The organism is Mycobacterium sp. 050128, from assembly GCF_036409155.1.
Taxonomy (GTDB): Bacteria; Actinomycetota; Actinomycetes; order Mycobacteriales; family Mycobacteriaceae; genus Mycobacterium.
Genome location: NZ_JAZGLW010000001.1, coordinates 1226716 through 1240048, shown reverse-complemented (window position 1 = coordinate 1240048; position 13333 = coordinate 1226716). Strand labels below are relative to the sequence as shown.

General features: G+C 66.4%; 13 protein-coding genes. 10 read left to right on the top strand and 3 right to left on the bottom strand.

Annotated features, from left to right (window positions below; genetic code table 11):
• Position 1 precedes the first annotated feature (1 nt).
• The gene (locus SKC41_RS06010; RefSeq protein ID WP_330976786.1) at positions 2-1438 is read right to left on the bottom strand and encodes a chloride channel protein; all 1437 of its coding nucleotides are present in this window, start codon (positions 1436-1438) and stop codon (positions 2-4) included.
• Positions 1439-1516: 78 nt separating this feature from the next.
• Between SKC41_RS06010 and SKC41_RS06005 the strand changes: the two genes are divergently transcribed.
• The 9 genes from SKC41_RS06005 (at position 1517) to SKC41_RS05965 (ending at position 10632) form a co-directional block, all read left to right on the top strand.
• A complete protein-coding gene (locus SKC41_RS06005) occupies positions 1517-2500 on the top strand; it encodes a pirin family protein (RefSeq protein WP_330976785.1) in 984 nt (327 codons plus the stop codon).
• 2 nt (positions 2501-2502) lie between these two features.
• Positions 2503-3138, top strand: coding sequence for a TetR/AcrR family transcriptional regulator (locus tag SKC41_RS06000; RefSeq protein ID WP_330976784.1), 636 nt, complete (start codon positions 2503-2505; stop codon positions 3136-3138).
• A gap of 76 nt (positions 3139-3214) precedes the next feature.
• Entirely contained in the window at positions 3215-4168 is a 954-nt protein-coding gene (locus tag SKC41_RS05995; protein ID WP_330976783.1) for a class I SAM-dependent methyltransferase, read from the top strand.
• A 29-nt stretch (positions 4169-4197) separates the two neighbouring features.
• Positions 4198-5139, top strand: a complete 942-nt coding sequence (locus SKC41_RS05990; RefSeq protein WP_330976782.1) for a class I SAM-dependent methyltransferase — start codon at positions 4198-4200, stop codon at positions 5137-5139.
• 24 nt (positions 5140-5163) lie between these two features.
• Positions 5164-6099 (top strand): class I SAM-dependent methyltransferase, encoded by a 936-nt coding sequence (locus tag SKC41_RS05985; RefSeq protein ID WP_330976781.1) that lies wholly within the window; start codon positions 5164-5166, stop codon positions 6097-6099.
• On the top strand, positions 6099-7016 hold the full coding sequence (locus SKC41_RS05980; protein WP_330976780.1) for a class I SAM-dependent methyltransferase: 918 nt from the start codon (positions 6099-6101) through the stop codon (positions 7014-7016). Before SKC41_RS05985 ends, SKC41_RS05980 begins: the two co-directional genes overlap by 1 nt.
• Positions 7017-7199: 183 nt before the next feature.
• Positions 7200-8627, top strand: coding sequence for an aldehyde dehydrogenase family protein (locus SKC41_RS05975; protein WP_330976779.1), 1428 nt, complete (start codon positions 7200-7202; stop codon positions 8625-8627).
• 54 nt (positions 8628-8681) lie between these two features.
• Positions 8682-9545, top strand: a complete 864-nt coding sequence (locus SKC41_RS05970; RefSeq protein ID WP_330976778.1) for an SDR family oxidoreductase — start codon at positions 8682-8684, stop codon at positions 9543-9545.
• Between the two features lie 220 nt (positions 9546-9765).
• Complete coding sequence (locus tag SKC41_RS05965; protein ID WP_330976777.1) at positions 9766-10632, top strand: cyclopropane mycolic acid synthase family methyltransferase; 867 nt, start codon at positions 9766-9768, stop codon at positions 10630-10632.
• Here SKC41_RS05965 and SKC41_RS05960 read toward each other — a convergent pair whose 3' ends face one another.
• Together SKC41_RS05960 and SKC41_RS05955 are read right to left on the bottom strand one after the other, a co-directional pair.
• Positions 10633-11457 carry a tyrosine-protein phosphatase gene (locus SKC41_RS05960; protein WP_330976776.1) on the bottom strand — a complete coding sequence of 275 codons (825 nt, stop codon included), beginning with the start codon at positions 11455-11457 and terminating at the stop codon, positions 10633-10635.
• Positions 11450-12670 carry an acyl-CoA dehydrogenase family protein gene (locus SKC41_RS05955; RefSeq protein ID WP_330978767.1) on the bottom strand — a complete coding sequence of 407 codons (1221 nt, stop codon included), beginning with the start codon at positions 12668-12670 and terminating at the stop codon, positions 11450-11452. Before SKC41_RS05955 ends, SKC41_RS05960 begins: the two co-directional genes overlap by 8 nt.
• A 146-nt stretch (positions 12671-12816) precedes the next feature.
• On the opposite strand from SKC41_RS05955, the gene SKC41_RS05950 reads away from it, so the two are divergent.
• Positions 12817-13287: a nuclear transport factor 2 family protein gene (locus SKC41_RS05950; RefSeq protein ID WP_330976775.1), complete on the top strand. Its 471-nt coding sequence runs from the start codon at positions 12817-12819 to the stop codon at positions 13285-13287.
• The last annotated feature ends 46 nt before the right edge of the window (positions 13288-13333 follow it).

The following is a 13333-nucleotide window of genomic DNA, read 5'->3' as shown; positions in this document are numbered from 1 at the left end:
GCTAGTCGGGCGCGGCTCTATGCGCGCGCTCGGCTTCGGCGGCTTCTCGGTTGAGCCGCTGTGCCTCGTAGATCGTGACGTTAGTGCGCGACATCAGCAACGACGCGATCCCCACCGCGATGATGGCTCCGGGCACCACCGAGAAGGAGCCGGTCATCTCCGCGACCAAGATCATGATGGCCAGCGGTGCGCGGGCGACGCTGCCGAAGCAGCTCATCATGCCGACCACGACGAAGATGCCCGGCCCGTTGGGTATGCCGGGCAGGCCGGCTAGCTCGCCGAGGCGCCAGACGGCGGCGCCGACGAAGGCGCCGATCACGATGCCGGGCCCGAACAGCCCGCCGGAGCCCCCGGTGCCGATCGACAGCGAGGTCGCGACGATCTTGGCCAGCGGCAGGACGAGGATGATCCAGAGCGGGATCTGCAGCAGCGCGGTGCGGTCGGCCGCCAGCTGGGCCCAGCCGTAGCCGCTGCTCAGGATCTGGGGGATCAGTAGGCCCAGCAGCCCGACCAGCAGGCCGCCCGCCGCGGGCTTGAGGACCGGCCCGCCCGGCAGTCGGCGGGTGAGCCGGACCGCGGCGTGAAAGGTCCAGGCGTACAAGTAGCCGACCGCCGCCGCGACCAGACCGATCACCACGAACCACAACAGCGGCCAGGACTTTTCGAAGCGGTACTCGGCGTCGATGTAGCCGAACAGCGGATCGAAGCCCAGGAACGCACCGAGCACCGCGTACGCCGTCCCCGAGGTGATGAATCCGGGCAACAGGCAGCGATAGTCGAAGTCGTCGCGGTAGGTGATCGACGCGGCCAGCACCGCCCCGCCCAGTGGCGCGGCGAAGATCGCGCCGATACCCGCACCGATGCCCAGCGCCACCGCGATCCGGCCGTCCTCGTCGGACAGGCCGAGGCGCCGGGTCAGCAGCGAGCAGAAGCCGGCCGAGATCTGTGCCGTCGGGCCCTCCCGGCCGCCCGAACCGCCCGAGCCGATCGTCAACGCACTGGCGACCATCTTCACCAGCACCGCCCGGAAGCGAATCGCGCGGGGATCGGTGTGCACCGCTTCGATTGCTTCGTCGGTGCCGTGCCCGGTGGCCTCCGGCGCGAGCTTGGCCACCAGTAAGGCCGACAGCAGCGCCCCACCCGTCGTGACCAGCGGAATCGCCCACGGACGCGTGAAGCCGGCCGACCCGTGGCTGCCACCCTCGCCCACCGGCGTCGGGATGCGGTAGTCAGCCAGGTAGCCGAGCAGAAATTCGCCGGCGTACTTCAGGGCCAGATAGAACACCACCGCGCCCAGGCCCGAGATCACGCCGATCGTGATGCCCAGTGCGAACCACTTGGGCAGGTAGCTGGCGTTCCTGATCGATGCCCCGAATCGCCCGCCGGCGGCCGAGGCAGGAGCGACAGCGGGCTGGGGGTCGTCCTCCGTCGGCTCCACCGCGCCATCCTATGTCAGGCCGGAATAATCGGACTGCGGTCCGGTTATATCGGTAGTTCTCGATGAAGTGAGGTTGATATGCCCGCCATTACCGCAGACACGTTGACGTTGCCCCGCGTCAGCGCGGCCACCCCGCAAGACACCGAACGCCCGGTCCGCTCGATCACCACGGGGCCGCGCGGATATGAGGGCGAAGGGTTCCCCGTCGTCCGGGCATTCGCCGGCGTCGGTGCCGCCGCGCTGGACCCGTTTGTGCACATGGACCAGATGGGCGAGGTGGACTACGAGCCGGGGGAGCCGCGGGGTACCGACTGGCACCCACACCGCGGCTTCGAAACCGTCACCTACCTGATCGACGGCAAATTCGCGCATCAGGATTCGCACGGCGGCGGTGGGCTGATCACCGACGGCGCGACGCAGTGGATGACGGCAGGGTCCGGGATCCTGCACATCGAGACCCCGCCCGCCGAACTGGTCGAAAGTGGCGGTCTGTTCCACGGCATCCAACTCTGGGTGAACTTGCCGAAGAAGGACAAGTTCGCAGCGCCCAGGTATCAGGCCATCGAAGGCGTCGACGCCAGGTTGCTGGCTTCCGACGACGGCGGGGCATTGGTCCGCATCATCGCCGGCGAGATCGACGGTCAGGGCGGTCCGGGCATCACGCACACGCCAATCACGCTGGCGCACGCCACAATTCAAAGCGGGGCTCGGCTCAACATTCCGTGGCGGCGCGATTTCAATGCGCTGGTTTATGTGTTGTCGGGCAGTGGGTCTGTCGGCCCGGTCGGTCATCCGATTCACCAGGGCCAATTGGTTGTGCTCGGACCCGGCGATCGGATCACCGTGACGGCTGACTCGAGTCAGGAATCATCGTCGGCCTCGGCAATTGATGTGTTACTGCTGGGCGGACAACCGATTCGCGAGCCGGTTTTCCACTACGGGCCATTTGTGATGAACTCGCGCGCGGAATTGATCCAAGCACTGGAGGACTACCAAGCGGGAAAGTTCGGCAACATTCCACCGAACGCTTTAATGCCTACCCGAACGGGTGGCACACTCTAACGGTGCCGTCAACGGCGAGGCGCCGGCCGGGCCGTCCACCCGCCGCGAAGGCAGACGAGACGCGTAAGAGAATCTTGCGCGCCGGTCGTCTGGTGTTCAGCGAACGTGGCTACGAGGGAGCCACGTTTCAGGCCATCGCGGTGCGTGCCGATCTCACCCGGCCGGCCATCAACCACTACTTTTCCAGCAAGCGTGTGCTGTATCGAGAAGTGCTGAGCGAAACCAGCGAGCTCCTGTTCGGGGCCGGTATCGCACAGGCGGACCGCGAGACAACCCTGATGGCCCGGCTGACCGGGTTCATCTCGGCGGCTGTGGCAACAAATTCCGAGCATCCCGCGGCCTCGGCGTTTCTGATCAGCTCGATTCTGGAATCCCAGCGCCACCCCGAATTGAGCCAAGCAGAAAACGACGCGATAAGGATTTGCCGACACTTCTTGACGCGGGTGATCAATGACGCAATCGAGCAGGGGGAGTTCACCGCCCGTATCGATGCCAATGCGTTGATCGAGACACTTTTGGTGGTGCTGTGCGGCGTCGGGTTCTATGCGGGCTATGTCCAGAGCTACCAGGAGATGCAGGCCGTCACCGGCATGCTGGGCCAGTTGCTGGAGGGCGCGCTGTTCAAGGGGCGGGACTGAGCCCGGTTCGGGTGCGAGTGAGATCGCGCACAAAGCGTATAGGCTAACTAACTTTTTCGGGTAGCATGACCCGTAAATGACTGATCTCGACGACTCCTCATCGTTGCAGCCACCGTTACCGCCCTCGCGCCGAACCGCGGGGGATTCGTGGGCCATCACCGAGCTCGTCGGCGCCACCGCTTTGGGTGTCGCGGCCGCGCGCGCCGCGGAGACCGCCGGATCCAACCCGCTCATTCGTGACGATTTCGCCCGGAAGCTGGTCTCGCCGGCCGGACCGGCGTGGGCCCGGCTGACCGACCCCGAGCTGGCCTGGCTGGACGGCGACGAGCAGGGCCAGCGGGGGCATCGCCTCGGCATCGACTACCAGGCCGTCCGCACCCACTTCTTCGACGAATACTTCGCCGACGCCACCCGCGACGGCATCCGGCAGGTGGTGATTTTGGCCGCCGGCCTGGACTCGCGGGCCTACCGGCTGGACTGGCCCGTCGAGACGGCGGTCTACGAAATCGACCAGCCGCAGGTACTGGAGTACAAAGGCAAGATTCTGGAATCGCACGTGCCGACCGCCAGCCGGCGCACGGTCGCGGTGGATCTGCGCGACGACTGGCCGGCGGCGCTGACGGCGGCCGGATTCGACCGCACCCAACCCACGGCATGGTTGGCCGAGGGGCTGTTGCCCTATCTGCCCAGCGATGCCCAGGACCGGCTTTTCGAGATGTTCACCGCGCTCAGCGTGCCCGGTAGCCAGGTCGCCATCGAGGTGTTCGGCGTGAACGCGAGCAGCAACACCAACCGCTGGCAGCGGATGAGGGACCGGCTCGGGCTGGACGTCAACGTTCAGGCTCTGACCTTCCACGAGCCCGACCGATCCGACGCCGCCGAGTGGCTGACCGACCACGGCTGGCAGGTGAACGTCGTGAACAACCGCGAAGAGATGGCCCGCCTGGGCCGCGCGGTCCCCGAAGACCTGGCCGACGATGCCGTCCGCAGCGCCCTGCTGCGTGCGCGCTTCGCCGGACCATCGCATTGACCCGACCGCACAAGACCTGGAGCACGCCGATGAGTTCACTTCGCACACATGACGACACCTGGGACATCAAGACCAGCGTCGGGAGCACCGCGGTCATGGTGGCCGCGGCCCGGGCCATCGAAACCGAGCAGCCCGACGCGCTGATCCACGACCCCTACGCCAAGCTGCTGGTGAACAACGCCGGGGCCGAGATCATCTGGGAGGCCATGCTCGACCCCGAGGTCGTCGCCAAGATCGAAGCCATCGACGAAGAATCCGCCGCCCGCATCCACCACATGCGCGCCTATCAGGCCGTGCGGACGCACTTCTTCGACGCGTACTTCGCCGACGCCGTCGCCGCCGGGATCCGCCAGATCGTGATCCTGGCGTCGGGACTGGATTCGCGGGCCTACCGGCTGGACTGGCCGGCCGGCACCACCGTCTACGAAATCGACCAGCCCCAGGTGCTGGACTACAAGTCCGCCACGCTGGCCGAAAGCGGCGCCACCCCGTCCGCCGATCGTCGTGAGGTGGCCATCGACCTGCGCGAGGACTGGCCGACCGCGCTGCGTGCCGCCGGCTTCGACCCGACTGCGCGCACCGCCTGGCTGGCCGAGGGATTGCTGATGTACCTGCCCGCCGACGCGCAGGACAAGTTGTTCACCCAGATCGGCGAGCTGAGCCCGGCGGGCAGCCGCGTCTCGGCCGAAACCGCACCGACGCACTCCGATGAGCGGCGTGAACAGATGCGGGAACGATTCAAGAAGGTCGCCGACGAGATCGGCATCGAGCAAAGCGTCGACGTCGGCGAGCTGATGTATCGCGACGACAATCGGGCGGACGTCGCCCAGTGGCTGAACCACCACGGCTGGCGGGCCACGGCGCAGAACTCGCTCGACGAGATGGAGCGTGTGGGCCGCAGGGTTGCCAGTGTCGAGCTGGACGACGACAAGGATTCGTTCTCCGATTTCGTGATCGCGGAGCGGTTGTAACCGGCGGCAAGTTAAGTCCCAGCCATGCCTCGCAGTGCGGACGACACTTGGGACATCGCCACCAGCGTCGGCTCGACGGCGGTGACGATAGCCGCAGCGCGAGCCGTCGAGACCGAACAGCCTGATGCGCTGATCCGTGACCCGTACGCCAAACTGCTGGTCACTAACGCCGGTGTCGGAGTGCTATGGGGGGCCATGCTCGACCCCGCCGTCGCGGCCAAGGTGGAAGCGCTCGACTCGGAGCTTGTGGCCGATCTCGCGCACATTCGCGGTTACGTGGCGGTGCGGACCCACTTCTTCGACCGCTATCTCGCCGATGCCGTGGCCGCCGGAATTCGGCAGGTGGTAATCCTCGCGTCCGGACTGGACTCCCGCGCCTACCGCCTGAACTGGCCCGGCGGTACCGCGATCTACGAGGTCGACCAGCCCCGGGTGCTGGCCTATAAGGCCACGACGCTGGCTGAAAACGGCGTGAGCCCGTCGGTGGATCGCCGCGAGGTGGGCATCGACCTGCGGCAGGATTGGCCGTCGGCGCTGCGCGCCGCGGGCTTCGACCCGTCGGCACGTACGGCGTGGCTGGTCGAGGGACTGTTGATGTACCTGCCCGCCGAGGCGCAGGACCGGTTGTTCACCCAGATCGGCGAGCTGAGCGCGACCGGGAGCCGCGTCTCGGCCGAAACCGCACCCGCGCGTGCCCAAGAGCGGCGCACTCAGGTACATGAGCGGGTGAGCAAGTTGGCCGACGAGATTGGCCTGGTGCCGAACCCCGATGCCGGGGAACTGATGTATTTCGACGAGCATCGGGCGGATGTCGCGGACTGGCTGAACGGGCACGGCTGGCGCGCGGAGCTGCAGCGATCGACGGACGAGAGGCGCAAGCTCGGTCGTTGGAACGACAATCACCCGCTTGCCGACGATCAGGACATCTTTTCCAACTTCGTGATTGGGGAGCGGTTGTAATGGCACGCACGGCAGACGACTCATGGGACATCGCCACCAGCGTCGGGGCGACCGCGGTGATGGTCGCGTTGGCCCGAGCCGCCGAGACCGCCAGCGCGGATCCGCTGATCCGCGACCAGTTCGCCGAGCCCCTGGTTTCCACGCCGGCACTCGAGGGCGTGCGCGAGCAGGTGACGGCGTGGTGGGCCGGGGCCGAGGACGACGATCCCGACGGCGCGGTTCGCGCCCAGGAGATGATCAACTACCAGGCCGTTCGTACGCATTTCTTCGATGCGTACTTCGCCGCCGCGGCCGCCGCGGGGATTCGCCAGGCGGTGATCGTGGCCGCCGGATTGGATTCGCGCGCGTACCGGCTGGACTGGCCCGCCGGAACGACCGTCTACGAGATCGACCTGCCCAAGGTGCTCGAGTACAAGGCCGAGACGCTCGCGGGCTCGACGCCCATCGCCGTGCGGCGACCCGTCCCCGTCGACCTGCGCCACGACTGGCCGAAGGCGTTGCGCGAGGCGGGCTACGACTCGGACCAGCCGACGGCGTGGCTGGCCGAGGGGCTGCTGCCGTTCCTGCCGGCGGCCGCGCAAGAAGCGCTCTTCGCCTCGATCGACGCGCTGAGCGGATCGGGCAGTCGGGTGGCCGTCGAGAATTTCGGAGTCGACGCCGAAAAGCGCCGCGAAGCCGAACAGCGGTGGGCCGAGCTGAAGGCCAAGCGCGAGGCGCGCGGCCAGGACACCTCGTTCAACCCGTTCGACCTCTGGTTCGAAGACGAGGGCCGACCCGACTGCGGCGAATGGTTCGCCACCCACGGCTGGACGGTGCAGACGGTCAATGCGCGCGCGGAGGCCACCCGGCTGGGTCGCGAGCCGCAAAGCGAAGCCCGACCTTTCGCGAACACCTTTGTCACCGCAACCAAGGGCTGACCAGGCGGTTCGCCGGATGTGCGCCGGCCAGGACCGGCTGTCAGCGCGGTATTCGGCAGCACCTGCCGGAGCTTTCTTTACTTCCCAACCGACCGGATGGTTAGGATCGCGGTTATCGCCCGTATGTGTCCGCGCGCACAGTCGTGGGCCTCTCCGGGAAGGTGCGAGAGGGGAAAGACAGCGATGACTACCGAATCGGTTGCACGCAAGACATCCGAGTCCACCAATGGGGCTTCGGCTCAAGTCGCGGATATCCCCGCGACGGTGGCCCGGCTGCGCCAGACCTTCGCCACCGGGCGTACCCGCGACGTCCAGTGGCGCAAGCGACAGCTGCTGCAGCTGGCGAAGTTGATGGAAGACAACGACGCCGCGATCAACGCCGCGCTCGCCGAAGACCTGGACCGCCACCCGTTCGAGGCATTCATCGGCGACACCGCCGGCACCATCGGCGAAGCGAAGTACGCCGCCAAGAAGGTGCACAAGTGGACGAAACGCAAGTACGCGCTCCTCGAGGCGGCCCAACTTCCCGGGCGGGGCTGGATCCAGTACGAGCCCTACGGCACCGTGCTGGTCATCGGCGCCTGGAACTACCCGTTCTACTTGACGTTGGGTCCGGCGGTCGGCGCGATCGCCGCCGGCAATGCCGTGGTGCTCAAGCCCTCGGAAATCGCGGCCGCGTCGTCGCACCTGATGGCCGACCTGGTGCCGCGCTACCTCGACAACGACGCGATCGCGGTGGTCGAAGGCGATGGCGCGGTAAGCCAGGAGCTGATCGCCCAGGGTCTGGACCGGGTGATGTTCACCGGCGGCACCGAGATCGGCCGCAAGGTCTACGAAGGCGCGGCGCCGCACCTGACGCCGTGCACGCTGGAGCTCGGCGGCAAGAGTCCGGTGATCGTCGCGGCCGACGCCGACATCGACGTCGCCGCCAAGCGGATCGCCTGGATCAAATTGCTCAACGGCGGGCAGACCTGCGTCGCGCCCGACTACCTGCTGGTCGACGCGAAGGTCCGCGACGAGCTCGTCAGCAAGATCGGTGCAGCCATCACGAAATTCCGGTCCCAGGCGCCGGCCGGAATGCGGGTGGCCAATCAGCGCCAATTCGACCGGCTCAGCGGGTACCTCAAGGGCTCGGGCGGCACGGTCAGCGTTGGCGGCGGCTGTGACGAGTCGACCCTGCGCATCGAGCCGACGGTGGTCGTCGATCCCGACCAGGACGGCCCGCTGATGACGAACGAGATCTTCGGCCCGCTGCTGCCGGTGGTCACCGTCCAATCCCTGGACGAGGCAATACGTTTCGTCAACTCGCGGCCAAAGCCGCTCTCGGCGTACCTGTTCACCAAGTCGCGTGAAGTGCGGGAAAGGGTGATCAGGGAGGTCCCGGCCGGTGGTCTGGTGGTCAACCACCTCGCCTTCCAGGTGTCGACGGCCAAGTTGCCGTTCGGCGGCGTCGGCGCGTCGGGAATGGGTGCCTACCACGGCAAGTGGGGCTTCGAGGAGTTCAGTCACCGCAAGTCGGTGATGACCAAACCGACCCGCCCCGACCTGTCCAGCTTCACCTACCCGCCCTACACCGACCGGGCCCTGAAGTTGGCGCGCAAGCTGTTTTGACAGACTAGCTCGGGGGTCGTCCACGACCGTTGGTTAATTGCAGAGAGGAACCTGATGCCCGGAGTGCAGGATCGCGTCATCGTCGTCACCGGAGCCGGCGGAGGACTGGGGCGCGAATACGCGCTCACCCTCGCCAAGGAGGGCGCCAGCGTCATCGTCAATGACCTCGGTGGAGCCCGCGATGGGACCGGGGCCGGCCACAACATGGCCGACGAGGTGGTCAAGGAGATCAAGGACGCCGGAGGCCGGGCGGCGGCCAATTACGACAGCGTCGCCGACCCCGAGGGCGCCGAGAACATCATCAAGACCGCGATCGACGAATTCGGCGCGATCCACGGGGTGGTAAGCAACGCCGGCATCCTGCGCGACGGCACCTTCCACAAGATGTCGTTCGAGAACTGGGACGCCGTACTCAAGGTCCACCTGTACGGCGGTTACAACGTCATTCGCGCCGCCTGGCCGCACTTCCGTGAGCAGAGCTACGGCCGGGTCGTCGTCGCCACCTCGACCAGCGGGCTGTTCGGCAACTTCGGGCAGACCAACTACGGCGCAGCCAAGCTCGGGCTCGTCGGTCTGATCAACAGCCTGGCGCTCGAGGGTGCCAAGTACAACATCCACGCCAACGCCGTCGCCCCGATCGCGGCCACCCGCATGACGCAGGACATCCTGCCGCCCGAGGTACTCGAGAAGCTCACCCCCGAGTACGTCGCGCCGGTGGTGTCCTATCTGTGCACCGAGGAAAACCCCAACAGCGCTTCGGTTTTCGTGGTCGGTGGTGGCAAGGTGCAGCGCGTCGCGCTGTTCCAGAACGACGGCGTCAGCTTCGACAAGCCGCCGACGGTTGACGATGTCGCCGCGCAGTGGGACCAGATCACCGATCTGTCCGCGGCGAAACAGGCCGACTTCAAACTCGGCTGAGTGAGCCCGTCGTCGTGGTCTGGTCGTGGTGCGACCGGTGCAACGGCCGGCCGCGACGTATTCGCTGTGCTCTGACTGCAACGTCAATAGTCCCGCTGCCTTTCGCGAAGCGTTCCAACCGCATTCGCCCTACAGTGGACGACGACCCAACCAACCCCGAGCCGCATCGCTACTGGACCTAACGGCTACTCGGGGGGGTCCAGGGAAAGGCAGCACAGTCATGCCTGAGGAGCTGACACCGCATTTCGAGGACGTGCAGGCGCACTACGACCTCTCCGACGACTTCTTCCGTCTGTTCCTCGACCGCACCCAGATGTACACCTGCGCCTACTGGCTCGGCGGCGACGACATGACGCTGGAACAGGCGCAGATCGCCAAAATCGACCTCTCGCTGGGCAAGCTCGGCTTGCAGCCGGGCATGACACTGCTGGACCTCGGCTGCGGCTGGGGCGCTGTCATGGTGCGAGCCATCGAGAAATACGACGTCAACGTCGTCGGCTTGACGCTGTCGAAGAACCAAGCCGTCCACGCACAAAAGGTGCTCGACGAAATGGATAGCCCGCGCTCCAAGCGGGTGCTGCTGGAGGGCTGGGAGCGCTTTCACGAGCCGGTGGACCGAATCGTCGCGATCGGCCCACTCGAGCATGTCGGCCTCGACCGCTACACGGCGTTCTTCGAGCGCGCGTACGAGCTCTTGCCGGCCGGCGGCACCTTCCTGCTGCACACCATCACCGTGCTGTCGGAGAAGGAAATCATTGCGTCCGGCTTGCCGCTGACTCCGGCAATCGTGGAGTTCAGCGACTTCATGAAGACCGAAATCTTCCCGGGCGGCTATCTGCCGACCATCGATATGGTCAAGGACTTCTCGGCGAAGGCCGGCTTCAAGCTGAAGCGTCGCCAGTCGCTGCAGCGGCATTACGCCAAGACCCTGGACGTATGGGCCGCGGGCCTGCAGGCGCACAAAGCCGAGGCCATCGAGATACAGTCCGAAGAGGTCTACGAGATGTACATGAAGTACCTGACCGGGTGCGCGAACCTCTTCCGCAAGGGCTACACCGACCTCAATCAGTTCACCCTGCGGAAGTAGTCAGGCCAGCAGTTCGCTGCGCAGCCGGTCCACGTCCGTCTGCGTGACACCCGCATCGCGCAGGTAGGCATCCAGCGAGCCGAACTCGCTGTTGATCGTTTGCCGTGCGGCGTCCAGGTATTCGGGACGCACGCCGAGCACACCGTCGGCCAGCCGAGCTTTGGTGAAAGTGACGACCTCCGGGGTCAATTCGACGTCGGAGCGCTGCTGGATCATTTCGTAGATGTGTTCGCGCAGTTGGGGTACCGCGGCGTTGCTGCGCAGGTAATCGGCGACGATGGTGTCCTCGTCGACGCCGATCGTCTCCAGCACCGTGGCGATCACGAAGCCGGTGCGGTCCTTGCCCGCGAAGCAGTGCGTGAGCACCGGGCGCCCCGCGGCCAGCAACGAAAAGACATGCTGCACAGCGCGTTGCGCCCCATTGCGGGTGGGAAATTGCCGGTACTCGTCGATCATGTGTCTGATGGCGGCCTCGTTGACCTCTTCGTCGGTCTGGTGAGCCTCGCCCTCGAACAGGCGCCGAAACGCGGTCTCGTGCGGCGCGTCGTCGTCGGTCGGCTCCTCGTCGCCGAGATCGGGAAACGGCAGCAGATGAATGTCGATGCCGTCGGGGACTAGTCCCGGACCGCGCCGGGCCACCTCACGCGCGGCGCGCAGATCGGCGACATCGGTAATTCCCAACTCGCGCAGCGTATCCCGACCCTGGTCGTCGAGGCGGCTCAGTTCGCCGGACCGGAAGAGCCGTCCGGGCCGCAGCGCGGACACGCCGTCGGCGACATCACGAAAGTTCCACGCGCCGGATAGTTCTCGCAATGCCTCAGTCATGCGGGGTCACCGCCGCGGCGAAGGCGGACTGTTCGCGGCCGAGCTCGCTGCGCGCGATGGTTCGCATGTGCACCTCGTCGGGTCCGTCGAAAATCCGCATGGCGCGGTGCCAGCCGTAGAGCCGGGCCAGCACGGTGTCGTCGCTGACACCGGCGGCTCCATGCACCTGAATGGCGCGGTCGATGACGTCGCAGGCCACTTGTGGCGCAACGGCTTTGATCTGTGAGACCAGCAGGTGAGCGGCCTTGTTGCCGTGCTGGTCGATCGTCCACGCGGCCTTCTCGCACAGCAGCCGAGCTTGGTCGATCTCGTTGCGGGACTGGGCAACTGCTTGCTGTACCAGACCCTGGTCGGCCAGCGGGCGGCCGAAGGCGATCCTGTTGTTCGCGCGGTGCACCATCAGGGCCAGGGCACGTTCGGCCCCGCCCAGCGCGCGCATGCAGTGGTGGATGCGGCCCGGTCCGAGCCGGGCCTGGGCGATCGCGAAACCGCCGCCCTCTTCGCCGAGCAGGTTGGTGGCCGGAACCCGGACGTTGTCGTAGATGATTTCGCAGTGTCCGTGCTGGTCCTGCCAGCCGAACACCGGGGTCGAGCGCACCACCGTCACGCCGGGGGTGTCCATCGGCACCAGGACCATCGACTGCTGCTGGTGGCTGGCCGCGTCGGGGTTGGTGCGGCCCATCACGATCAGGACCTTGCAGCGCGGGTCCGACGCGCCCGAGGTCCACCACTTACGGCCGTTGATGACGTAGTCGGCGCCGTCGCGCACGATGGCGGTTTGGATGTTGCGGGCGTCGCTGCTGGCGACCGCGGGTTCGGTCATCGAGAAGGCGCTGCGAATCTCGCCGGCCAGCAACGGCTCCAGCCATTGCTTGCGCTGCTCCTCGGTGGCGAACAGGTGCAGGGTCTCCATGTTCCCGGTGTCCGGCGCCGCGCAGTTGATCGCCTCGGGCGCGAGTTCCAGGCTCCATCCGGTCAGCTCGGCCAGCGGCGCGTACTCGAGGTTGGTCAACCCCGACTCGGCCGGCAGGAACAGGTTCCACAGGCCGCGTTCTTTGGCCTTGACTTTGAGTTCCTCGATGACAGGCGGAACGGTGTGGTCGTCTGCGCCGGCCTCGTGGCGGTAGCTGTCGTAGGCGGCCTCAGCCGGAAAGACAAACTCAGTCATGAAGTCGGACAACCGCTTGTGGTAGTCGGTGGCCTTAGCCGACATCGCGAAGTCCATGACCGTCACGATAGGACACCGCTCGCGGCGTCCAGTTTCAGGTCACCGGCGCGACCCTTAAGCCGTGGTGAATACCCGCCGAGTCGGCCCGTCTCGGCTTATCTTTCGCGGTCGCGATCCGCCACGATGGAGACATGAGCGACGCCGCCGAATCCCGTCCCCCATTCCCGCCATACACCCGCGAAACGGCGCTGCAGAAGGTCCAGGCTGCCGAGGACGCGTGGAACACGTGCGACCCCGAGAAGGTCAGCCTGGCGTACACGCCCGATTCGCAATGGCGAAACCGCGACGAACACGTCGTGGGCCGGGCCGAGATCGTGGCGTTCCTCACCCGTAAGTGGCAGCGCGAACTCGACTATTCACTGCGCAAGGTGCTGTGGGACTTCCACGACAACCGCATCGCCGTGCGGTTTCAGTACGAGTGCCACGACGCGAGCGGCCAGTGGTACCGCAGCTACGGCAACGAACTGTGGGAATTCTCGCCGTCCGGTTTGATGGCGCGCCGCGAGGCCAGCATCAACGACATCCTGATCGACGAATCGCAACGGCGCCACTTCGGGCCCCGGCCGGCGTCGGAACACGGCCAAGACATACCGCTTTGGTAGCGGCCGCTAGGGTGTTCAACTCAACGAGGTTCGCATTAACGCAGCT